21 protein-coding genes are annotated in these 22,701 nt (G+C 46.8%); 9 read left to right on the forward strand and 12 right to left on the reverse strand.

Annotated elements, in window-relative coordinates; all coding sequences use genetic code 11:
- Window positions 1–78 precede the first annotated feature (78 nt).
- The 4 genes from MD588_RS00295 (at window position 79) to MD588_RS00310 (ending at window position 4,633) form a co-directional block, all read left to right on the forward strand.
- Complete coding sequence (locus MD588_RS00295) at window positions 79–1,698, forward strand: methyl-accepting chemotaxis protein (protein ID WP_265694760.1); 1,620 nt, start codon at window positions 79–81, stop codon at window positions 1,696–1,698.
- 89 nt (window positions 1,699–1,787) lie between these two features.
- Window positions 1,788–3,188: an asparagine--tRNA ligase gene (gene asnS, locus MD588_RS00300; protein ID WP_265694761.1), complete on the forward strand. Its 1,401-nt coding sequence runs from the start codon at window positions 1,788–1,790 to the stop codon at window positions 3,186–3,188.
- A 209-nt stretch (window positions 3,189–3,397) separates the two neighbouring features.
- Window positions 3,398–3,916: a DUF2937 family protein gene (locus MD588_RS00305; protein WP_265694762.1), complete on the forward strand. Its 519-nt coding sequence runs from the start codon at window positions 3,398–3,400 to the stop codon at window positions 3,914–3,916.
- Between the two features lie 138 nt (window positions 3,917–4,054).
- The gene (locus MD588_RS00310; protein WP_265694763.1) at window positions 4,055–4,633 is read left to right on the forward strand and encodes a hypothetical protein; all 579 of its coding nucleotides are present in this window, start codon (window positions 4,055–4,057) and stop codon (window positions 4,631–4,633) included.
- Between the two features lie 88 nt (window positions 4,634–4,721).
- On the opposite strand, the gene MD588_RS00315 is transcribed toward MD588_RS00310, so the two are convergent.
- A complete protein-coding gene (locus MD588_RS00315; protein WP_265695172.1) occupies window positions 4,722–5,192 on the reverse strand; it encodes a YehS family protein in 471 nt (156 codons plus the stop codon).
- Window positions 5,193–5,346: 154 nt separating this feature from the next.
- On the opposite strand from MD588_RS00315, the gene MD588_RS00320 reads away from it, so the two are divergent.
- On the forward strand, window positions 5,347–5,565 hold the full coding sequence (locus tag MD588_RS00320; RefSeq protein WP_265694764.1) for a VF530 family protein: 219 nt from the start codon (window positions 5,347–5,349) through the stop codon (window positions 5,563–5,565).
- A 129-nt stretch (window positions 5,566–5,694) separates the two neighbouring features.
- On the opposite strand, the gene MD588_RS00325 is transcribed toward MD588_RS00320, so the two are convergent.
- The gene (locus MD588_RS00325) at window positions 5,695–7,038 is read right to left on the reverse strand and encodes an MFS transporter (protein WP_265694765.1); all 1,344 of its coding nucleotides are present in this window, start codon (window positions 7,036–7,038) and stop codon (window positions 5,695–5,697) included.
- A gap of 550 nt (window positions 7,039–7,588) precedes the next feature.
- Between MD588_RS00325 and MD588_RS00330 the strand changes: the two genes are divergently transcribed.
- A complete protein-coding gene (locus tag MD588_RS00330; protein WP_265694766.1) occupies window positions 7,589–8,779 on the forward strand; it encodes an amino acid aminotransferase in 1,191 nt (396 codons plus the stop codon).
- Window positions 8,780–8,895: 116 nt separating this feature from the next.
- Here MD588_RS00330 and MD588_RS00335 read toward each other — a convergent pair whose 3' ends face one another.
- Complete coding sequence (locus MD588_RS00335) at window positions 8,896–9,201, reverse strand: hypothetical protein (protein WP_265694767.1); 306 nt, start codon at window positions 9,199–9,201, stop codon at window positions 8,896–8,898.
- Between the two features lie 286 nt (window positions 9,202–9,487).
- Complete coding sequence (locus MD588_RS00340; RefSeq protein WP_265694768.1) at window positions 9,488–9,892, reverse strand: MarR family transcriptional regulator; 405 nt, start codon at window positions 9,890–9,892, stop codon at window positions 9,488–9,490.
- A 385-nt stretch (window positions 9,893–10,277) separates the two neighbouring features.
- On the opposite strand from MD588_RS00340, the gene MD588_RS00345 reads away from it, so the two are divergent.
- Entirely contained in the window at window positions 10,278–10,940 is a 663-nt protein-coding gene (locus tag MD588_RS00345; protein WP_265694769.1) for a DUF2982 domain-containing protein, read from the forward strand.
- Window positions 10,941–10,955: 15 nt separating this feature from the next.
- Here MD588_RS00345 and uhpC read toward each other — a convergent pair whose 3' ends face one another.
- The 7 genes from uhpC to MD588_RS00380 form a co-directional block, all read right to left on the reverse strand.
- The gene (gene uhpC / locus MD588_RS00350; RefSeq protein WP_265694770.1) at window positions 10,956–12,308 is read right to left on the reverse strand and encodes an MFS transporter; all 1,353 of its coding nucleotides are present in this window, start codon (window positions 12,306–12,308) and stop codon (window positions 10,956–10,958) included.
- A gap of 27 nt (window positions 12,309–12,335) precedes the next feature.
- Window positions 12,336–13,847 carry a signal transduction histidine-protein kinase/phosphatase UhpB gene (gene uhpB / locus MD588_RS00355; RefSeq protein ID WP_265694771.1) on the reverse strand — a complete coding sequence of 504 codons (1,512 nt, stop codon included), beginning with the start codon at window positions 13,845–13,847 and terminating at the stop codon, window positions 12,336–12,338.
- Between the two features lie 47 nt (window positions 13,848–13,894).
- On the reverse strand, window positions 13,895–14,503 hold the full coding sequence (gene uhpA / locus MD588_RS00360; protein ID WP_265694772.1) for a transcriptional regulator UhpA: 609 nt from the start codon (window positions 14,501–14,503) through the stop codon (window positions 13,895–13,897).
- A gap of 261 nt (window positions 14,504–14,764) precedes the next feature.
- Window positions 14,765–16,165: a hexose-6-phosphate:phosphate antiporter gene (gene uhpT, locus MD588_RS00365; RefSeq protein WP_265694773.1), complete on the reverse strand. Its 1,401-nt coding sequence runs from the start codon at window positions 16,163–16,165 to the stop codon at window positions 14,765–14,767.
- 502 nt (window positions 16,166–16,667) lie between these two features.
- The gene (locus MD588_RS00370; protein WP_265694774.1) at window positions 16,668–17,321 is read right to left on the reverse strand and encodes an MBL fold metallo-hydrolase; all 654 of its coding nucleotides are present in this window, start codon (window positions 17,319–17,321) and stop codon (window positions 16,668–16,670) included.
- Window positions 17,322–17,497: 176 nt separating this feature from the next.
- Complete coding sequence (locus MD588_RS00375; protein WP_265694775.1) at window positions 17,498–18,046, reverse strand: YcbK family protein; 549 nt, start codon at window positions 18,044–18,046, stop codon at window positions 17,498–17,500.
- Window positions 18,047–18,201: 155 nt separating this feature from the next.
- On the reverse strand, window positions 18,202–19,884 hold the full coding sequence (locus tag MD588_RS00380) for a L,D-transpeptidase family protein (RefSeq protein WP_265694776.1): 1,683 nt from the start codon (window positions 19,882–19,884) through the stop codon (window positions 18,202–18,204).
- A 522-nt stretch (window positions 19,885–20,406) separates the two neighbouring features.
- Here MD588_RS00380 and MD588_RS00385 point away from each other — a divergent pair.
- Together MD588_RS00385 and MD588_RS00390 are read left to right on the forward strand one after the other, a co-directional pair.
- Entirely contained in the window at window positions 20,407–20,895 is a 489-nt protein-coding gene (locus MD588_RS00385) for a MarR family winged helix-turn-helix transcriptional regulator (RefSeq protein WP_265694777.1), read from the forward strand.
- Between the two features lie 192 nt (window positions 20,896–21,087).
- Window positions 21,088–21,933 carry a LysR family transcriptional regulator gene (locus MD588_RS00390; RefSeq protein ID WP_265694778.1) on the forward strand — a complete coding sequence of 282 codons (846 nt, stop codon included), beginning with the start codon at window positions 21,088–21,090 and terminating at the stop codon, window positions 21,931–21,933.
- Here MD588_RS00390 and MD588_RS00395 read toward each other — a convergent pair.
- Window positions 21,893–22,663, reverse strand: a complete 771-nt coding sequence (locus MD588_RS00395; RefSeq protein ID WP_265694779.1) for a TSUP family transporter — start codon at window positions 22,661–22,663, stop codon at window positions 21,893–21,895. The two genes, MD588_RS00390 and MD588_RS00395, sit on opposite strands and share 41 nt — an antisense overlap.
- Window positions 22,664–22,701: the final 38 nt, after the last annotated feature.

Below are 22,701 nucleotides of genomic sequence, written 5' to 3' on the forward strand. Positions count from 1 at the left end.
CATGGGGCTTCCGAAAGAAAAGGCGGCGAGATACCTCTTCAGTTTGCTACAAAACGCCTACCAAAGAGGTCATGGAAGATGCGCCTTACAATTGCTAATAAACTGCTCTTAACACTGTTCACCGTCTTTACCGTCGTGCTCGTCACTTCCCTAGCCTATGAGTCGCGCCAGCAAAAAGCCCTACTTGAATCCGTCATCAGCGAGCAAACACTGGATAAAGCCGGTAACTATTTCGATAGTCTAAATATGATGATGTTGACAGGTACGATGGCTCAACGCGAAACATTGCGCGAGAAAGTACTGTCCCACAATGGCATAGAAAATGTCCGTATTATCCGTAGTCCGGCGATAACCAATATATTCGGCCCGGGGCTGGATGGTCAGGCACCTGTTGATGAGTTTGATCAGCGAGCCTTAAACGGCGAGCAAATAACGGAAACAATAGGCAGCAATAGCGGACAGACCCTGCTCGTTGCATTGCCGATGAAAGCCAGCTCGAATTACCGCGGCACCAATTGCCTCCAGTGCCATGTTGTGCCGGAAGGCGAAGTGCTTGGTGTTGTCCGGCTGGAGTATAATCTCGGCCCACTTTACCAACGCGTCAATGAGCAATTGTTGACCGCGGGGGGAATTATGGCAGCCATTGCAGCTACCGGATTTCTCTTCTCGCTCACCCTGATCCGTCGGATGATTGTTCGCCCTCTGCGCCGGGTATCGGATTACATGAAGCGCACCAGCATCAACCAGGATCTCAGCAGCCGGCTCAATGAAACCCGTAACGATGAGATTGGTGAACTGTGTCATAGCTACGACCAAATGCTAGATAACTTCTCATCTAGCCTGAAGCAGGTGCAAAATACCTCAGAGTCACTCACTTTGCAGGCTAACCAGCTCATCAAAGTATCTGCAGACACCACCAGCGCCGCCGATAGCCAGCGTAACGAAACGTCAGAGATGTTTACCGCGATCGATGACATGCAGCACCAGCAGCACGAGGTCGAACACCGGACAGTAGAAGCCGCCACGCTAAGCCACAATGCTTCTCAGTCAGCAACTCTCGGGACTCAGCTGGCTAATGAGGCCGGCAACGATATTAAGCTACTGGTTACCGACATAGAGAATGTTAAGCACCGTATCGACAGCCTGAATGAACAAAGCCAGCAAGTCGCCAGCATCCTGGATGTGATCAGGGCAATAGCAGAACAAACTAACCTGCTGGCATTAAATGCCGCCATAGAAGCCGCGCGAGCTGGCGAACAGGGTCGCGGTTTCGCGGTAGTTGCCGATGAAGTTCGTAACCTGGCAAACCGCACCCATCAAGCTACGGGCGATATCCAGTCAATTATCGAAGCGCTCCACCATGATTGCGAAGCATCGGCCAGTGCCGTCGAGGCTACCTGCCAAACAGCCTACAGTAAAATGGCAACTATCGAGCAGCTGTCCCAGGCTTTGTCCGAAATTGGAGGGCAAATTCAGGTGGTTAATAGCCATGCCAACGATATCCAGCAGCAGAGCTCCGCCCAGGCTAACATGGCCGATTCCATCAGAACAAAAGTGGAAACGATCACCGGCCATGCCGACGATACTTCTGCCCATGCACTACAATCTCGAGAGATTAGTGTAAATCTTGAGCAGTTAGTAGAGCAATTAGAGCGATTACTTCATCAATTTACGCTTTCAAGTGATAACAAAGCTTGATGCTTGACGTAAGACAGGTAATATTGCTCTTTCGGACTGTATCTTTAAGCACAGTTTTATAAAGTGCCTTAACGGAGAATAATTTAAACATGACTTACGCGCCTGTAACAGACGTATTAAGCGGAAAGCTAGCAGTAGACACTGAAGTCACTGTTCGCGGTTGGATCCGCTCACGTCGTGATTCCAAAGCTGGGATCTCTTTTCTTGCCATTTATGACGGCTCTTGTTTCGACCCGATTCAGGCCGTGGTCCCGAATGAGTTAAATAATTACCAGGAAGAAGTACTTAAGCTGACAACTGGTTGCTCTGTTGAGGTAACTGGCAAAATTGTTGAGTCTCCGGCTAAAGGTCAAGACTTCGAACTAGCAGCAACTGAAGTTAAAGTTGTTGGCCTGGTTGAAGACCCTGACACTTACCCAATGGCGAAAACTCGTCACTCAATCGAGTACCTTCGTGAAGTTGCCCACCTACGTCCGCGTACTAACGTGATTGGTGCCGTTGCGCGTGTTCGTAACTGTCTGTCTCAGGCAATTCACCGCTTCTACCACGAGCAAGGTTTCTTCTGGATGTCTGCACCACTTATCACGGCTTCTGACTGTGAAGGTGCTGGTGAAATGTTCCGTGTATCGACGCTAGATATGGTGAACACACCGATGACTGACGCTGGCGAAGTTGACTATGACAAGGACTTCTTCGGCAAAGAAACATTCCTGACAGTATCTGGCCAGTTGAACGCAGAAGCTTATGCTTGTGCCCTAAGTAAGGTATACACCTTCGGCCCGACGTTCCGTGCTGAAAACTCAAACACCAGCCGCCACCTTGCGGAATTCTGGATGGTTGAGCCTGAAGTTGCCTTTGCTGAACTGGACGATGTTGCCAAGCTAGCTGAAGACATGCTGAAGTATGTATTTAAGGCTGTTCTTGAAGAGCGCCGTGATGACCTTGAGTTCTTTGCTCAACGTATCAACAAAGATGCAATCACTCGCCTAGAGCAGTTTGTAACATCTGACTTCGCACAGGTTGACTACACTGACGCAATCCAGATCCTGAAAGACTCTGGCCGCGAGTTCGAGTTTGATGTTGAGTGGGGCATCGATATGTCTTCTGAGCACGAGCGCTACCTGGCTGAAGAACACTTCAAGGCACCAGTTGTTGTTAAGAACTACCCGAAAGACATCAAAGCGTTCTACATGCGTATGAACGAAGATGGCAAGACCGTTGCAGCAATGGACGTTCTGGCACCGGGCATCGGTGAGATCATCGGTGGTTCTCAGCGTGAAGAGCGCCTAGAGCTACTAGACAAGCGTATGGTAGAAATGGGTATCGACCCTGAGCACATGGGCTGGTACCGTGACCTGCGTCGCTACGGCTCTGTGCCACACTCAGGTTTCGGCCTAGGCTTCGAGCGTCTGGTAACTTACGTAACTGGTATGGCAAACATCCGTGATGTGATCCCATTCCCACGTGCACCACGCTCTGCTAACTTCTAATACTGAAGTCAGCAAGATAAAAGGCAACCTATTTCGATAAGCTTATTTCGATAAACGGTATCCTTTCCCACAGGACGAGCCTTGCGCTCGTCCTGTTTGTTATCAGCCTTGCCAAAAACCAAGTGTTACATACATAATCATTTCATCCGGTTTGGCTCTCTCATACATCTCCTGTTATTTTGACCTACCATAAGAAGCAAGGAGGCGGCATGATAAAGCGGTTATTTGATAGGCTCATTTTTGGTGGGCTATTAATTGCCACACTACAAATCCCAATGCTAGCCGACCATTATTTACAGTACCTTTCCGGCTTTTATGATGCGACCACAAAGCAGATAAACGCATATATAAACAATGCGCACCGCCACGGTTTTGATAGTGCCGAAAGCATGATTGATGCGCTGTTAAAAGAAAACAGTTCTATTGTACGGGTCGATGCGGAGCAGAAGCAGCTTGTTATCCAGCAACATAAAGAGCTAGAGCAAGCAATCACGACACTCTCAACAGGTAACCTTATTGAGAAAGCGCTCTTTATGTTTAACCCCGTAAGGTTCGACGAACTTCAGCGCGTGTTAAGACATTTCAAGCTGGGCATCCCGATTGATTTTAAAAGTATCGTTATATGTGTTGCTATTGCACTAGGGCTTAATGCTGTTCTTTATTTACCCTTGATATTGTTTCGCCACGGGCGGCAAAGAATCACTCGCGCAGCCCCTTCCCATACCTGACTGTCCGATATACCAGCAGGTGGAGTGATATATATGGCGTGTAGACTCTCGTAAATAGACTTGGTGGCAGGGTTAGAATAAGCTTATGCCTATCCGCTTATTTCGGTAAGCAGCAACGCTAAACCACATGAGTCAATTATGATCAGAGAAACTACCCTCGCGCCAACAAGCCTGTGGGCCAAACCCTTCGTTTCAGAAGTCGCTGAAATTATCAACCTGCTAAAAGAGTATGGTTATGATTCGGCAGCCCTCGCCCGTTTAACTGGCCTACAAGAGAAAAAACTCTCTGATTGGATGTCACGCTATAAGCGTGAACCTGAGAATATTTCTGATATTCCCTACCCTTGCTGGTGTTTTCTCGCAGCCCTCGCAGGCCGCCCGAACATTCAAAATAGTGGTCAGCCTATTGATGTCGATGCAAGGAAAGTAATGCGCGCATTCAAGCCAACAGCGTTTAAAAATAAAAGCGTTTTTGAAATGCCTAGCGAAAAGGAATTTAAGCGGATTATTGGCAACAACACCTTTACCGGTATAACGGTCGAAAGCCTTTGTGACACCTTTCAGTGGAAACCAACTCAACTAGCTGAAAGCCTAGAAAAAGGAACGCTTCCTTTCTTAAATTGGTGTCTAATTCTCATGCTTTGCGGTTTCAACATCCAAAAAATGCTGCTAACTCAGCATGAAGGAGAAATCACGTTGGATGAACAAGCCAGCTAATACCAAGGCGGGCTGTCCCATCTATAACAAAGGCTACCCTTGGGTAGCCTTTGTTTATCACACTGAATCGATATCTTCGATCTCAGTATTACTCTGCAGCTTCTGGGCGAAACTTCTGTTGGACACCAAGTAGGAAGTTACGCAGGATCTGATCTTTACACTCACGGTAATGCTTGTTATCCGGCTTTCTGAAGAATGCGCTGAGTTCATGCTTACTCATGTTGAAATCTACACTCTCCATGATTTCAAGAATATCTTCCGCCTTATAATTCAATGCAATACGCAGCTTCATGAAAATCATATTATTCGTCAAACGGGATTCAGGCTCAGGCTGTGACCCTTCTTTTTTGCCACGTTTTTCATTAATAAAGCCATTTAAAAAGATGGCTAATTCACGATCCGTACATTTTTTAAATGCTGGATCTTCTTCTTTTTTCAACCAATCACTAATCTGCTCACGTGTCACTTCATGTTCCGCTGCAGCGAAAATATTGATCATGGTAGAATCGCTGAAATCGAAGGTGTAGCGAAGACGTCGCAAGATGTCGTTATTGAGCACAATGTATCCTAAAAAATAATGCAGCCTTGCCAAAATGGCTTGCTGCGGGGTTTCCATCCATTTTACCAGATATAACCACCTATTAATTTACAAACGGTGATTTAAAACTGATATAGTGCCCACCTTTCACCGAACACGCGAAGAAACTGACGACATGAATACGCAACCTAAAAACCCGCTGCACGGTATTACCCTGCAAACCCTACTCGGCGAGCTGGTTGATCACTATGGCTGGGAAGAGCTTGGCAGGCTGGTCAATATCCGCTGCTTCAACAACGACCCAAGCATGAAGTCGAGTCTTAAGTTTCTCCGTCGTACTGAGTGGGCAAGAAAAGAAGTTGAACAGCTATATCTTGATACCTTCTTTATTTAACAGCCAGTAAGCTGTTTATCGCATCGATGGCTTTCAGTGGCGAGCTTTCTCCACTGATACTCTCCCAGAGTTAGCAAAAATAAAGGCCAGCACTGATAGTGCTCGCCTCATCTTTGTACAATTTCAGAATCAAACAGATACAGGTTGAACTGATGCTTGCTCACCGGCCCGGTTCGGCTCATCTTCATCTTTAACCATGAACACCATCAAACCGGCAAAGATCATCGATATCCCGCCCAGCACAATCGCCATCATGGTATTACCGTCAAATGCCCAGCGGGTGAAGAAGCCCAGGATCCCCGCCGCCAGAATTTGCGGCAGCACGATAAAGAAGTTAAATACCCCCATATAAAAGCCCATTTTCTTAGCGGGCAGAGCACCGGCAAGAATGGCATAAGGCATACACAGGATACTGGCCCACGCCAGGCCGATGCCCACCATATTCAGCATCAGCATTGACGGGTTTTCAATCAGCGAAATAGACGCAAGGCTCAAACCACCGATAATCAGACTCAAGCTATGTACAAACTTACGGCTGGTACGCTGTGCCAGCCATGGCAGTGCAAAAGCCGCCAACGCTGAAATACCGTTATAGGCAGCAAAACATAGACCGACCCAGTCTGCACCTTCGTTATACATCGCAGAGCTGGTGTCTGAGGTTCCAAAGATATGTGATGTGACTGCCGAGGTGGTGTAAATCCACATCGCAAACAGGGCAAACCACGAAAAGAATTGCACAACGGCCAGCTGAACCATCGTCTTCGGCATAGCCTTAATGTCATCGATGATCCCTTTCAGGCTAGCTTTCTCTTCTTCCTCGTACTTCTCGTTATTAAACTGGGCAAGCTGTTGCGGGGAATATTCTTTGGTGCGAAACACCGTCCAAAGAATCGAGCTGATAAAGACCACGGCGCCGCAGATAAAGGATATTTTCACCGATGGCGGCACTTCACCAGTTGGTGCCGTGTTTGCGACACCAAATACATTGCTAAGTAGATACGGCATCGCAGAAGCGACGACCGAACCAACTCCAATGAAGAAGGTTTGGACGGCAAAACCCTGAGTACGCTGCTCTGAAGGCAGATTGTCGGCGACCAGCGCCCGGAAAGGCTCCATAGAAATGTTAATAGATGCGTCGAGGATCCAAAGCATACCGGCAGCCACCCACAAGTACGGTGAATACGGCATCACAATCAGGGCGAGTGAAGAAGCGATAGCCCCAAATAAGAAATATGGCCGACGGCGGCCGAGGCGTGTCCATGTCCGGTCACTGAAATGGCCAATAATAGGTTGAACTAATAACCCGGTCAGCGGTGCCGCAATCCATAAGATAGGGATTTGATCAATACTTGCTCCTAAGGTTTCAAAAATTCGGCTTACATTGGCGTTTTGTAACCCGAAACCAAATTGAATGCCCATGAACCCGAAGCTCATATTCCATATTTGCCAAAACGAAAGGCGTGGCTTTTCCATTGAGATATCCCCGATCTATACCGCCAGTATTATTCACTGGCAGTCTTACTACCTTCGGCCCAATACGGAGAAAACAAGGCAACGAATATAAGAGTAATAGTTAAGCGACTTAAAGCGTCATATTTGGCTATAAGCAGCTTTTTTCTATCCTTTAACATCGTTAACAGTCACAAATCATCGTATTAGACCGATTTCCATCGGGATGTAATCCTATGTCAAACCATACCCTACCAACCGTGACCAGATTCACAGCACCGTATTGCACAATAATAAAATATAATAAAATTACGTATTTTTATCTTTTAATATAGAGATAACCACCAACAACGCACAAAAAACAAACTATTTGCGCAATAATTGTCGTAAGTTTTCATCTTTTGCGGATGATTACTTTATGACCTCTTCGACTCAAAGTTAACTGAAAGCTATAACAAATGGGCGCTATGAAAATTTCTCTGATGAAATTGTTGCATTTTGTTGTCAATGTTTGCTTACAAAGGGTATAAATAGGGTTATTAACCGTTTGTTTTTATCAGCATGGATGACCACAATGTTTGAGAAGATTACTGCCGCACCAGCCGACCCTATCCTTGGCCTCACTGAAGAGTTTAAAAAAGACACCCGCCCAGAAAAAATTAACCTTGGTGTCGGTATCTATAAAGACGAATCAGGAAATACCCCTGTCCTGGCTACAGTAAAAAAAGCAGAGGCTATTTTACTGGAAAAAGAAACGACAAAGTCTTACCTAAGCATTCCAGGAACGGCTGAGTATGGTTTGGCTGTTCAGCAGTTACTTTTTGGTGCCGATGCACCGATTATTTCAGACAAACGCGCACAAACAGCTCAGGCCCCAGGTGGAACGGGCGCATTGCGTGTTGCCGCGGAATTTATCAAACGCCAACTGGGTGACGTCAAAGTGTGGATCAGCAACCCGACCTGGGCAAACCATATGGGTGTGTTCAAGGCGGCTGGTCTAGAAACCGTTCAGTATGCCTACTACAACGCTGAAACCAAAGAGATGGACTTTGACGCAGCTCTGGTTGATTTAGCCAAAGCTGCACCGGGTGATATCGTTCTACTGCATGGCTGTTGCCACAACCCGACAGGTATTGACCCAGATGCAGAACAGTGGCAAAAACTGGCTGATCTATGTGCTGAAAAACAACTACTGCCAATGTTTGACTTTGCCTACCAAGGCTTCGCCAAGGGTGTCGAGGAAGACGCACAGGGCCTGCGTATTTTTGCTAGCAAGTGCAAAGAGCTTTTGGTGGCGAGTTCATTTTCTAAGAACTTCGGCCTGTACAATGAGCGCGTCGGTGCATTTACCCTGGTAGCAGAAACGTCAGAGCTAGCAACTACAGCCTTCAGCCAAGTGAAGAGCATTGCCCGCGTGATCTACTCCAACCCACCGGCACACGGTGCAGCAATCGTGACACAAATCCTGAACGACGAAACACTACGCGCAGAGTGGGAGCAGGAAGTTGCCGACATGCGTGACCGTATTCAAGAGATGCGTACCCTATTTGTACAAACTCTGAAAGATTTGGGTGTCCAGGCAGACTTCAGCTTCATTGAGCAACAGAATGGTATGTTCTCATTCTCAGGCCTCAGTAAAGAACAGGTTACCCGCCTAAAAGATGAGTTTGGTATTTATATCGTGGGCTCTGGCCGTATTAGTGTAGCCGGTATGACAAAATCCAATATGCAGCCATTGTGCAAAGGTATTGCTGCGGTACTGTAATAAGTGAATCAAAATTGAAAAGGGCGCTGTAGGCGCCCTTTTTACTTCCATCAGGAAGAGTATTAAAATCTCTATACTACTTGTCTTCGTCTTTCTCACGCAATCGCTGTACTTCTTCAGCCAGATTTATCGAGGGGTAAGACGTTGCAAAAAAGCTCCCTCTCATACTGATCCTCTAACTGCTCACGCCAGGGCTTGTTAGAAACGGGAACCAAATAGAAAGTTTCTCTCGAAGTATCAGTGACAAAGGCCATTCCATGCTGCATTAATTCATAATGGATGTCATGGACAAATCCCAGAGAGAAACTTTGCCTACCCGTTAACTGATTAATATCTTCGCGCGTTAAACATACTCCTTGATCTTCTTCAGCAAAGCGAGTGCGAAGCCAGTCAGAAAACTCTCTAGCACTTATCATTGTCATATAAAAACGCCTCCGAGTGTCGACTTCCTTGATAAATTCACTCCGTTATAAATAAGTTATAGCAGAGCCCCAGAATATCGACAGTGACAAACTAAATTTACTAATGGAATCAAGTGCCAATAAGGACAGGTGTTATTGCCTATATAGGCGTACAACAGCGCGAATAAGCCAGAAAATGTGAATTATAAATTATCGGCTGAACGCCAGAGTCATGGAGATAGTAAAGCTTGGGTGGTGAAAGAGGGGACACCCGTTCCTGCCACAACAGGAACGGGTTCAGCAGTGCTTAAAGTGCTTTATATAGTACTTTGTTACCTGCTAATTGGATGCGCTCAACTAGGCCTTCTTCAGCCAGCTTCTTAAGCGCACCTGTTGCCCACGAAGCTGCTTTCGCATCTTCCTGGCCAGCTTGAAGACCGATACCCTTAGGGTTAATGCCTTCAACATTCTTAACTACAATATCCAGCACTGCCTGCTGTTTTGGAGTTAAAGACACTTGAGCCGCAACCGGTGCTGCCGCTTCAACTGGCTTTTGCTCTTCAACAGGTTTCGCCGCTGGAGCAGCTTTTACTGTTTCTGCAGTTGGTGCTTTTTTCACAGCATCTTTCGCTGCTGGTTTTGCTACTGCTACAATTGCTTTTACGCGTTTTTGCAGCTTAAGCTGAACTTTACGTTTGTGAGAGATTCTCATTAAATTTCCTACTCCGTTGCACTACTTTCAGTCACCACCATATACCAATCAGGCAATTGCGCAGCCTGGTATTTCCAGCGGGAAAAAGTAAGCGCGTGTTATACCAAGGATGTCAGAGAAATACCAGCAAACGGTCATTTAACCCGCAACAAAACATGATTTTACTCAAAAATAACCGATAGGTTCTCATTTTCAGTAAAAACTCAGTCCCCAAAATTGTACTTAATATCAATCGATAATCACTAACTGAGAGGCTATCTGCCACAATCAGGGAGATATTTGGCAGTTTCAACAAAAATCTGACGAATAATATGCATAAGTTGGCATATTATCACTTATTATTTCTTCAACCATAATTAACAAGAGGATGAAAGGGGAATATAGATTGGAGACACTTTATATCAAATCAGCCACCGCCAAGGCCGGGAGTTCTATGCTTGCCCTGAGTCTGCTTGCGTTTCTTGCGGTAGGCATACTCGCCTTCCTGTACCCAGGCGCCAGTTCAGCGGCTATTGCAATCTTACTGCTCGCGGCGCTGACCATGCTGGTTATTGCCTATAAGCAAGCACAAGAGCCGGAGCTGGCGTTTACCCTTACCTTCATGCATATCCAGTTCCACAGTCCTACCGGAGGATGGTTAGCACGCTGGAAGAATATCGATGAAATTGGCCCCGCAACCGTCTCGTTTCAGGGCTGGCATCAAACTATGCCCTGGGTTGGGATCAAACTCAAAGACTACGAAGAGTTTCTAGACTCAATTTGCCCTCGCATTGCCAGCAAAATCCTCATAGAACAACGTGGGCTATTGATCATTGCCTACAAACGGACTGATAACCCACCCTATGAGATTGAGGACATGCTATTTGATGATACCCACTACATCACCCACAGCGGAAAAACCCTCAAGGGCCTGCTTGCCATGCTCGCCAATCGAATGAAGTACAACCGTGAATTTCTCGGGTACGATTTTTTTATCTCGGAAGATCTGCTAGACCGCCCGACAGAGGATTTTATCGGCCTGACACGGCGCTACCTTGCCGCAGCATAATACCAAATCCACTCATTATTTGATCAATTCAGTAAGAGAGTTGGTATTACTTGCCTCCCCTGTAGCCTGAGCTTTCAGAAACGGTAATAACAGCAAACCAACGACTGCAGCGGCTGAAGATATCACCGTAAAGAATCCTGCCCAGTGATAATGCTCCACAACCAATGCGAGAGGATAGCCAGCAAGCGCGGCGCCCATATAAGCAAACAAACCGACAAAACCTGTTGCAGCGCCTGCCGAATCTTTATGCGAGCATTCAGCCGCCGCCATGCCGATCAGCATTTGCGGGCCGAAAACAAAGAAGCCAATCGCAAAGAAGCACCCCGCCTGAAGGACAAACCCCGTCATCGGCATCAACCACAATGCCGCAACGGCAAGAAAAATCCCGATGGAAAAAATTAAATTCATTGGGCCCCGGTTACCGCCAAACAACTTGTCCGAGCCCCACCCTGCCACCAGCGAGCCGACAAAGCCACCAACTTCAAACAGTGACAACGCCGTATTGGCCGTGATCAGCCCATAGCCATGCTGCTCGGTAAGATACAGATTCCCCCAGTCATTGATGGCTGTACGCACGATATAAACCAGCACATAGCTAAATGCCAATAACCAGATGTACTTATTGCTCAGCACATACTTTTTCAGTATCTCACTATGGCTAAGGCCAAGCCCTTCGCTTTCCTGCGCAAGCTCCAGCCGATCCCTACGCCAATGACCAACGGTCGGCAAACCTAATGTGGCAGGCTTATCCCGCAAGCGGCAACAAAGCACCAAGCCAATCAGTACTGCAATCAATCCCGGAACAATAAAACCATAACGCCAGCTGTAGTGCAGTGTCAGATACCCTACGAGCAATGGGATCAATGCACCGCCAACATTATGAGCAGTATTCCATAGCGACCACCACAGTCCGCGCTCAGAGCGTGAATACCAGGTTGTCATCAATTTGGAGCATGGCGGCCACCCCCAGCCCTGAAACCATGCATTGAGTACCCATAGGCTAGTCAATACCAGCAAAGAGCTTGAAAAGCCAAACAGGATATTGACCACCCCGGTGGCAATCAGACCAAGTCCCATGAAATAGCGCGGGTTGGAACGATCGGAAATAATACCTGACAGAAATTTCGAACAGCCGTAAGTGATGTAGAACAGGGTTCCCATCATTCCGATATCCGCTTTATCCAAACCGAGATCGGCAATCATTGCCGGCATTGCATAATTAAAGCTTTTGCGGGTGAAATAGAATACCGCGTAGCCGATATACATAGTAAACATGATATGAAACCGCCAGTAGCGGTACATTTCGTTAACTTCATCGGCACCGGTAACTGTCGGAGTCGTTTGCGGGGATTTAAGATAACCAAGCATCAGTCAGTACTCATATAAGAAAACGCATTAAAGCGCAGGCAGGATAACGCGAAGTTCGGTACCCTGGTTATCTCCCTGGGTCTGGCTGCAAAGTGAGAAAGTCCCTCCCAAAGCCTGCACACGCTCGCGCATTCCGCGCAAGCCAAACCCCTGCAAAGTCTGCTCCTGCTTAAAGCCAATACCATTGTCTTTCACTACCAGCTCAACATCATCACGAACACAAAAACAGATAGTGACGGCTGACGCTTCAGCGTATTTTACAATATTGTTTAGGGCTTCCTGGCAGATCCGGTATAGCGTCACGCTCGTGGTATCACTCAGCTCCGTATCCTTCTGCTCTTCATGAGACCAGGTAATATGAGTCACAATGCCCTGGCTCTCACACTCCATCTCGCGAACCAGTTGATGGACCGCTTCTTCAAGTCCCAGGTCATCCAACGACTTGGGGCGAAGCTGGGTAAGCAGCCCTTTGGTGGTATCGTAGATATTCAGCGACAACGACTCAATCGTCGAAGCGCAGTTATTCCCCAGCGGTGTATTTTCGACCCGCTGAATAATCGAGGCCTGAGTTCGGATTGCCGTAATGTTCTGGCCGATTTCATCATGCAGCTCTCGGGCAACCTCCCGGCGCACCGACTCTTCGGCTTTCACCAGTTGACGGGACAGGCTGTGATTACGAGCCAGTTCATGACGCAGTTTCTGATTAAGTTCGCGCTGACGCTGGATCCCCATACCAAGCAAGATACCTGTCAGGCTCTGGGCTGAAAGCGATAACAGCAAATCGGTGATTTCAAGATTACTACCACCAGTACGGGCAGCGATCAGAGCAACACTGTTCAGCAGCGTACCCAACAATGCCCCCTGCCAACCGTAGCGAAAGGCGAGTAAGATAATCGGAATTGCCAGACAAAACGGCGCAAAGCGACGCATCTCATCAGGCAGCCCCAGCTGAATAGCAATACTGATAATAAACAACGTGGCATAGAGCACCACATGGCGGCTACGTAATTCAACCGGGCGGGAAACAAGGTTAACGGTAAGCGGGATCCAGGCCCTTTGAAACAAATAGCTCCAGATCAAATAGCAGCTTGGAACCAGCATCAGCCCCCCGGTAATACTGACCAGCAATACCATCAAGCTATGTCCATTGCTCAAACCAACAGCCAGGGTGTTAATTAGCGCCGTAATACCAATCACCGCTCCCATCACGCATAACCTGCGCCACTGAGAGCCGTGATAATGCCGATGGGCAAGCCACAATATTGGTAGGCTCAGCAAACTGGCTGCCATCACGGAGATCCATTGGGGCTGTTCGAGCAATATTGCCAGCGATACCATCAACCACCATTCGGCCCCATATACTGCCGGCCAATAGGCCTTCGGCGTATGCAGCGTGATCCCAAGGCGCATCGCAAACGGGAAAAATAAAACGGCTAACTCGGGATCTAGAGTAAAGTAAGAGGCAATAATCCACAAACAGAACCAGCAGCAAGAAATCAGCAGCCAGCTACACAGTGAAGTAATGGCAAAATTGCGCATTAGGGTGTATCCCTCAATTAGGTGTAAATAATGGTAAGAGACACCCCCTAAAGTGCCTCAGAAGCAAAACATTTTGCCAATTCAACATTATTCTTGACGTTAAGTTTATCCATTGCGTTAGCACGATGAACATGTACGGTTTTATGGCTTAAACCCAACCTGGCAGCCACCGCTTTCACATCTAGGCCCAGTGATAACATTTCACCAATTTGGCGTTCTCGCTTCGTCAGCTGGGTGAGAGGTTTTGCGCCACGATCAGGAGAAGCCAGCTTCAGCGCAATATCTGGCGTTAAATAGCAGCCCCCGGTCGCAGCAGTACGTACAGCTTGGATCAATTCATCCGGGCTACAGCGCTTGCTCAGGTAGCCTCGGGCTCCAGATTCCAGAGACTTTTCTACTATTGCCACCGAGTCATGAACACTCAGCATGATACATGCCATTCCTTCAGGCATATCGGTGAGCAAAGACAAGCCGCTTTCATCAGGCATCGATATATCCAGAATACAAACATTAGCCTGACTGCCTGGCACTCCCTGTCGTGCATCTTGTGCAGAGCCAAACTCTCCGACCACTTCAATATCTGTCTCTAGCGACAGAAGTTGGGCAAACCCCGAACGAACAATGATGTGATCATCTACCAGTACGACTTTGATCATCTAGAAACACCAATCCGAGCAAAAAGAGGCATAAACTACATCCATCCGTCTTTTCAGGCAAGACTGAAAAATTAAATGCCGATATTCAGGTTTTCGATTTCGCCTGAAAGCCGTTAACCCAACTTTCCATTGTTATATACCCAAGTGATTTCAGAGGACTTATTCAGTTAGAGTGAAATCAGAATCTTGAAGTCACTTGGGTATATAACCTTTGGCAATCATAAACAAAAAAGCCACCCCGCAGGGTGGCTCGTAACAGGTTTAAGCCAGTTCCAGCTCAGCCTGTTTCTGTATGCGTTTTTCCTTACGGATTTTCTTCTCTTCAGCTATAGCGACAAAGAGTAGCAGGCCGATACACACAGCAGCAGAGGTATCTAGCGCAGCGAAGGTACCTTTCCAACCAGTCAGGCCAAAGATCGGCGTACCATCGGCAATCATACCTAGGCCTAATTTAGCAAAGCTATCACCAATCAGGTAAGCAAACGTACCTTTGATGCCATCAGCAACACTGATTGCCTTCTTAGGAACAAAACCAACCGCAGCAACACCAATCAACAGTTGAGGACCGAAGACGAGGAAACCAAGTACGAACAATGAGCCAAGGTACATATATTCACTTGTCGCCGTCTGGTAAATCTCAAGAGCGAAAATGATCAGTCCCAAAGAAATACATGCAACCAAAGCACGACGACCATTGGCCAAGTCAGACAGGTAACCCCACATCAGAGTACCAACCAAAGCACCAACCTCAAACAGAGTGAAGCCCTGGATAGCGGTTTCTTTTGACAGGCCAAGTTCCTGGTAAGCATATACCGTTGACCACTGATCGATACCGATACGAACGATATACAGGAAGATGTTGGCGAAACAAAGTAGCCAGATGATCTTGTTCTTCAGCACGTATTCCATAAAGATTTCGCGCTTGGTCATCTCATTTTCTTCAGCACTAACGTCTTCTTCGCTGATCTCTTCACCGAACAGTTCTTCGGCTTTACCTAAGCCGTACGCTTCTGGAGAGTCACTACCAAAACGCAAACCAATGAAGCCAACAACCAGTGCGATAATCGACGGGAAGATAAACATACCGATCACGTGGCCGTCAAACAGGTAGTTAGCACCGAATAGCGCAACACCCGCAGCACCTGCACCACCAACGTTGTGAGACATATTCCACAAGCCCAAGTATGTTCCGCGCTTATTGCGTGGCGTCCACTTAGTGATCGTTGAATAACTTGATGGACCGCCGGTACTTTGGAAGAAACCGCTCAGGCCATAGAAGGCAATCATCAGGAACAGGCTGACACCCGAACCACCCATGCTGACACTGAAGCCCAGCATCGCGATACCTGACAGAATCAACATGAAAGGAAGAAATTGTTTTGTATTCTTTCCGTCAGCGTAATAGGAAACTACGGTTTTACCGATGCCGTAAGTAATGGAAAAACCTAGGCCAATCATACCCAGCTCTGTCATCGACAGACCATAGGTCGAAATCATATCATTTTGGGCAACATTGAAGTTCTTGCGAATCAGGTACATTGCCATATAGCCAATAAATACAACCAAATATGATTGGATAAATGGCTTAAACCACATTTTACGACGTTCTTCTACAGGCAGGTCTAAAGTCGGTTTTCTGACTTGGTCCAACAGTTTAAACATGTGAAATCCTCAACAGATTTACTCGAAAATAAGTCGGCTTAATGAATAGCGCGCCTATCTGCGCGGCAACCAGTAAGCAGAGTCGCTGGATATCATCGGGAGCAAGAGGAATAGTTATATGCCCAAGCCATGTCATCTAACTACGCACATGTTCAAAGAAGCATCGTACATTGGCTAGAAGTCATAGGTGATGATTAACCGGGTTGGTTGAAGATTCTAGAGAGGGTCTATTCAACTGGCTTGAGAAGGCGGCCTAAAACAATTAGGAAAGATTCCTAGTTTTAGCCGGTGCGTCGAAAAAGCGTGAAAGTAGTCACAAAAAATTTAGAGGGAAATATCAATAGCATGAATAATCTGACTATTCAGATCATCATTCAGCTTGGTATGAGTAGATTGGATACAAAAAAAGAAGCGACATTTTCAGGCCAACCTAAAGGTCTTCAAGAAAATTAACGCTTCCTTAAATTAGAAACGAGCTCTCACCCGATTCTGGTGTACAAGCTTAGTAAACCGGCATTTCATCGGCAACAAACGGATTCGACGCTCGCTCATTACCAAATGTCGATAATGGGCCATGGCCGGGAACAAAAGTTACATCATTGCCTAAAGGCCAAAGCTTGCCTTTGATTGAATCAATCAAAGTCTGGTAATCACCTTTAGGGAAATCGGTACGGCCAATGCCACCTTTGAACAATACATCACCTACAAAGGCAACCTTAGCTTCACAGTTATGAAGCACAACATGGCCTGGTGTATGACCCGGTGTATGAAGAACCTGCAGCGTTTGATTACCAACAGTGACTTCATCACCTTCAGCCAACCACTGATCCGGGTCAAAAGCTTCAGTAAGCGGGAAGCCGAACATTTCACTTTGGCGCGGCAAACCCTGAAGCCAGAACGCATCATCTTTATGCGGACCAATCACCGGCACACCCAGCTCAGCGGCTAAAGGCGAAGTTCCACCGACATGATCAAGGTGACCATGAGTCAAAATAAGCTTGGTTACCGTCAGGCCCAATTGCTGAACCTTTTCTTTCAACAGATGAATGTCGCCACCTGGATCAACCATCGCAGCTTCTTTGGTTTCATCACACCAAATAATCGAACAGTTTTGCTGAAACGGGGTAACAGGAACAATTTCAAACTGGAGACTCATAGCCCTTTCCTAACTCACAATAATCTGGCTGAAGGATACCATGCCCTTATATATACAACAAAGCCGGTAACTATCAAGAGAGGGAGATAGAAACCGGCTTTGGATTAATTCTGTCGGATACTGAAAATTGACGTTTGATAATGCTTAGAGCCAAACGGGCCTCTTGAGGTTGTACATTACCAGCGGCGAACTCGGCCGGTATCAATATGCACAAATCCACTTTTCGGATAGTAACCCACACCACCCAATCGTAATTCTAGTGCAGCATTGCGAACTTTGGAGAGCGGTACACCTTCAAGATTGAAATCGATCGCTTCACCCTTCATATGATGACTTTTATTAGCAACGCCACCAGTCTTTTTCAAAGCTTCGTTAGTCGCCGGTGAGCGGTAGCCAGAAATGATCCGTACCTGCCCTTTATGGCCCAATCCCTCTTGGATCTGAGTAATGGCATCAAACAAGCGGCGGTCCATTTTAGCCACTTCATTACGTCGGAAATCACGGCAAATATAGTTGATACGCTGCAACTCTTCCTTGATGTAATCCTGACCGTCAAAGTACTGGGTTTCCAAATCTTCTCGGGTATGGATATTACAGAGAGAAATTTTTCTCGGATTCGCTGCTTTATACGGACTAGCAAATGCCATTCCTGGCAATAAAAGTGCGCCTACAGTCAGTCCACCAGCAACCAACAACTTACGACGCTTATAATCAATCTCAGACATCCTAAACAAAACCAACTTAACTTGCTAAAATCAGGGCCGAAGCCAATGAACGAGAAGCAAGATAACGTTCAGGTTTTGTTCAGTCAAACCCCACAATGACAATAAAACGGCGCTTTATTGTGCCAAAACAGTCTAATTATTGACTTATAAGAAGTTTATTCATTGTAAATTTTTGTCAATTTTTCTTCCTTTTGAGACATCCCTCCAACTTGATCATAGCTATAGACATCCTCACGGAAATTAACCAGCCCCTGATTATCAACCCAGGCCGTTTGGTAGATGACCTGTACTCCAACCTTATTTCCCAAGCCTACGGTTTTCGTTTTAGCCCGGGCTTTCAACTCATTTATTCGTAACTCAGGTACCCCAGAGTATGTCAGCAAGATCATGGCTAAATCATCAGCATGTTCGACTCTGATACACCCAGAGCTGAAAGCTCTTTCTTCTTTCTCGAACAAACTTTTTGCTGGAGTATCATGGAGGTAAATAGAGTTATTATTCGGAATATTGAATTTAAATCGTCCTAATGCATTCTTCTTGCCTGGCTTCTGTCGCAACCGATAGGGAAAAGACTTCGCGTTTACAATACGCCAGTCAATGGTATGGATTGGAATTTGCTCTGAACTGGTCCAACTGCGGATCACCGCAAAATCATTTCGGTACAGATACCCACGGTCATACCGTGCTTTAGGTAAGATATCTTTACGCATGATGGAAATCGGTACATTCCAATAAGGATTAAAGACGACAGAGGCAACAGTCGAAGTCATCAGCGGCGTACGGCGGCTTGGCCGCCCAACAATAACTTTACTGTCTAAAACATGTTCATTATCCAACCACAAACTTAAGCCATATCCCGGAATGTTGACGATCAGTATCGAGGCATTATCAACAGGCCACAAACGCAGCCTTTGGGCATTTAACGCTAATATCCTGATACGCTCCTGAGGCGGCATTGCTAACCAAAAACGTGTCTTGGGACCAATGATGCCGTCGACTTTCAGTCCATGCCTCAACTGGAAACTTCTCACTGCACGAGCAAGATCGATATTGTAGGTGCGCACTCCCGAAGAGCGTAGTTGTTCAGCCTCGTAAGCTTTCAAATCACCGAGATTTTCTAAAATCGTGATCAAGCCATCAGGATTGTCCAGGCGTGCTCCCAAACGAATTAAACCGGGCTGGTAAAGCCTTGGCCAAGGATGTTCAGTTACCTGCTCCATCTGCTGTATTGCCAATTGGATTTGACGGTAACGGTCATCTGCTGGCCGAAATCCATTTAAAAAATAACGCAATCGATCTTCTTCAATCGCACCAAGCAAACGATCCATCCCAACCAGTGATGGCGGTGGCAAACGAGATTCCACCCCAGCCCCAAACAGCCAACCACGACCAAATTCCGGTAAGCTTTCTGCGTAGCTCATATAAGCCAATAATGAGTCTGTCGCCAACAGATCATATTGGCGCCAGTCACTTGAACGTTTGAAATATTTTAGAAGGGAATAGCGGCGGGCGAAATCACTGCTGACACCGGATAGAGCGACTAACCGCAGTTGCTCTTCAAATTCATCCGAGGCAAAGGTATCTTGCCACACTGGTGTATAACCAATGCCATGATAAAGCTGGGCAAGTTTATCAATATAACGAATCGCAGTGACATTATTAGCAATTTCACTCACCCACAGCTCGGCTTTCTGCTGCTGCAATACGGTCTCAGCATGCTGGGGCTGCACTGACACGACAGAAAGTGGCTGAGACGGCTGCAAAATTTCAGCCGACACGGACTGCATTGAAGCAACCAGCACAACAAGTCCGAGACTACAAAGTTTTGCCATAACCATACAAACACCTCGCCAACATCGTTATAAGTATGGCAAATCCATGTACCCACGGGCTTAAATTTAGTCTTCGGCCCAAATAGGCATTGTTTCAATTCTTAGACTTGAACAAGTTTACCGTCCCATATCGCCCACAAGGGGATGAGTACCGATACCATATCATATTGAGCGCGAACAACTATCGTGATACCCACTGACTTGAGCCAAAAGGTACTGGTAAGAAAGAACTGGTCAGTACAGGGAAATATCAACGGAATAATCTCCCACGATATAGTCCTATATTACATCCAACTTGCTCGATTAATATACCAAGCATGGCATCGAGAAAAACTATGCCATCAGCTCTCCATGAAGGGATCGTCTCAGTTGCGCTCTAGCCAAAAGCCAGGAAATAAATTGTTATTTTTCATAGTGACAACGATAATTCTTTTTGAGAATCGTGTTTTTGTCGACTTTACGGAAACTAAGTCTTTCATGTTGAATCATATTGATGTACTTTCGCGGCAACTAATTTGGGAGAGTTAAATGGACAAGCACGAAGAAGTCCTCATTGCCCTTCGACAAATTATTCGAGCAATCGATCTACATTCGAGAAAACTCAATAAAGTCGCAGGGTTAACGGGGCCTCAATTAGTTCTGATGCGAGCGATTCGTGACTCAGGTGAAGTCACCATTCGTCAGCTTTCAAACAATACGAATATGAGTCAGGCCACGGCGACTACGATTCTCGATCGCCTGGAAAAACGTGAGTTAGTGGTTCGCGAAAGAAGCAAGTTGGATAAGCGCAAAGTGCATGCTTACCTAACGGACAACGGTAAAGAAGTGCTTGCCAAAGCACCACTTCCTTTACAAGAAAATTTTGTGTCCCGCTTTCATGAACTCGAAGATTGGGAGCAATCACTACTGCTATCATCTGTACAGCGTATTTCTTCAATGATGAATGCTGAGCACCTTGAAGTTGCCGCCGTACTTGAAGTCGGTAGTATTACCAAGCAAGAAGAAACCCCAAACTAATACGAATAAGCCGGATTACCGGCTTTTTCGTTCCTTCCGTCGCTGTGGTGACGATTAAGCCCTTTACGGTTTACCCGCAATCGCATCGCGTCCAAATACAGCGTGCTGTTATATCTTACTCCCACAAATCCTCTGCAACTTATCGTCCGTTAGAGATATAATGATTCCATTATTTCAACAGTGGAATGTCATGTGTTACTAGAGGGAATTGAAACGTTATTGGTCCTTGCCAAAGAAGGCACCATGAGCAAGGCAGGCAGTCAGCTTTACATTAGTCAAAGTGCTGTCAGTAAACGCATAGCGAGGCTTGAAAAACGGCTGGGCAAGAAGTTAATCGAGCCCGCAGGGCGACATATCAAGCTAACGGCTGATGCCGTCGCCCTGATTGACAATGTCGGGCCAAGCTATAAAGAAATCAAAGGTCTGATTTTTGACCAGCAACATTTCCAAGATCACACGCTCATCAGCCTTGCATGTTCAGAAACCTTGGTTGCCGGCTACCTTGGCAACATGATGGGCCGCTATGTTCAGCATGATCCTTTCGTAACCATCACCACCCACCATACGCCGGTTATCATTGAGAAAGTACAAGCAGGGGATGCCACAATCGGCTTTTGCGCCGGGCACCTGACGCCACAGCACGGTCTGTCGACTCGCCACCTGTTTGACGAGCCTTTCTCGGTCATTAGCAACCAACCTTTAGCCCAGCAACCCAGTGCCCTGCTCGTCAATGACTTTAAGAACCCGGCCAATGCCAATCAGGCCAGTTTGCTCCAGAAAGTCGGGATTATTCCCCTGATGGAAATGGACTCCTACACGGCATCGGCACAATTGGCTCTTGGCGGAGTTGCTCCGGCTCTGGTTCCGGCATCAATCGTCAAGGCCTTACAAATCAACCCGATATACTGCCATCATTTTGAGTTTCTCGATGAGCTCACCCGACCGGTCCACCTTTGCTACCGTCAGAACAGCTACCAATCACAGCGTATTCGCACCCTTATTGAAACCATTGCGGATTCTGTTCCCAAAGCAATTTGATCGCCATTACCATCGAGACCACCACCACCATCGGCCGGATCAACTTCCGTCCCTTGGTGATCACCACCTTGGCACCCATTCGTCCGCCAATAAAGCCGCCAACCGCCATCACCAAGCCAATTTCCCAAATCGGCAACCCCGCAGCGATAAAAAACAGCAGCGCAGCAAAGTTAGAAGTGAAGTTCAAAATCTTGGTCCTTGCCGTTGCCTCGACAAGGCCAAACTGGGCAATCGCGACAAAACAAACTGTAAATAACGACCCAGCTCCCGGACCAAAAAAACCGTCGTAAAATCCAATACCTGTGCCCACAGTAAGGGCAAAAGCATTCTCAGACAGCTTCGGGATTCCTCCCCCTTTGCCTGCTTGCGGCGCTAGCAAAAAATAAAGCGAGATACAAACCAGCAGTACGGGGATTAGGCTGGTTAATACGCCCGCATCAATACGCTGGACAAGCTCGGCACCAATGGCAGATCCAATGAAAGTACAGACGATTGCATTTCGCATCTCCCTCAGGCTGACAAAACCGTTGCGAACGAAATACAAAGAAGCAGAAAAGCTCCCGAATGAGCCTTGAAGTTTATTCGTGGCCAGTGCCTGGGTCGGCGGCACACCTGCCGCGAGCAGCGCCGGAACAGTTAGCAGTCCTCCGCCCCCCGCTATCGCATCAATAAAGCCCGCCAAGCCCGCCACCAAAAAAAGGAGGCTTAGAATTTCGAACGACAAATCCATTGAATAATGTCTCTACTAGCAATCAATAAGAACGATGA

Source organism: Photobacterium obscurum (assembly GCF_026191635.1).
GTDB lineage: Bacteria > Pseudomonadota > Gammaproteobacteria > Enterobacterales > Vibrionaceae > Photobacterium > Photobacterium obscurum.

Coding starts and splice junctions, on each gene's coding strand:
- MD588_RS00375 (WP_265694775.1), bottom strand. CDS start 18,046: ATGTCTGAGATTGATTATAAGCGTCGTAAGTTGTTGGTTGCTGGTGGA.
- MD588_RS00395 (WP_265694779.1), bottom strand. CDS start 22,663: ATGGATTTGTCGTTCGAAATTCTAAGCCTCCTTTTTTTGGTGGCGGGC.
- MD588_RS00295 (WP_265694760.1), top strand. CDS start 79: ATGCGCCTTACAATTGCTAATAAACTGCTCTTAACACTGTTCACCGTC.
- MD588_RS00325 (WP_265694765.1), bottom strand. CDS start 7,038: ATGGAAAAGCCACGCCTTTCGTTTTGGCAAATATGGAATATGAGCTTC.
- MD588_RS00335 (WP_265694767.1), bottom strand. CDS start 9,201: ATGACAATGATAAGTGCTAGAGAGTTTTCTGACTGGCTTCGCACTCGC.
- uhpC (WP_265694770.1), bottom strand. CDS start 12,308: ATGCTTGGTTATCTTAAATCCCCGCAAACGACTCCGACAGTTACCGGT.
- uhpA (WP_265694772.1), bottom strand. CDS start 14,503: ATGATCAAAGTCGTACTGGTAGATGATCACATCATTGTTCGTTCGGGG.
- uhpT (WP_265694773.1), bottom strand. CDS start 16,165: ATGTTTAAACTGTTGGACCAAGTCAGAAAACCGACTTTAGACCTGCCT.
- MD588_RS00305 (WP_265694762.1), top strand. CDS start 3,398: ATGATAAAGCGGTTATTTGATAGGCTCATTTTTGGTGGGCTATTAATT.
- MD588_RS00320 (WP_265694764.1), top strand. CDS start 5,347: ATGAATACGCAACCTAAAAACCCGCTGCACGGTATTACCCTGCAAACC.
- MD588_RS00330 (WP_265694766.1), top strand. CDS start 7,589: ATGTTTGAGAAGATTACTGCCGCACCAGCCGACCCTATCCTTGGCCTC.
- MD588_RS00310 (WP_265694763.1), top strand. CDS start 4,055: ATGATCAGAGAAACTACCCTCGCGCCAACAAGCCTGTGGGCCAAACCC.
- asnS (WP_265694761.1), top strand. CDS start 1,788: ATGACTTACGCGCCTGTAACAGACGTATTAAGCGGAAAGCTAGCAGTA.
- MD588_RS00370 (WP_265694774.1), bottom strand. CDS start 17,321: ATGAGTCTCCAGTTTGAAATTGTTCCTGTTACCCCGTTTCAGCAAAAC.
- MD588_RS00385 (WP_265694777.1), top strand. CDS start 20,407: ATGGACAAGCACGAAGAAGTCCTCATTGCCCTTCGACAAATTATTCGA.
- MD588_RS00340 (WP_265694768.1), bottom strand. CDS start 9,892: ATGAGAATCTCTCACAAACGTAAAGTTCAGCTTAAGCTGCAAAAACGC.
- uhpB (WP_265694771.1), bottom strand. CDS start 13,847: ATGCGCAATTTTGCCATTACTTCACTGTGTAGCTGGCTGCTGATTTCT.
- MD588_RS00380 (WP_265694776.1), bottom strand. CDS start 19,884: ATGGTTATGGCAAAACTTTGTAGTCTCGGACTTGTTGTGCTGGTTGCT.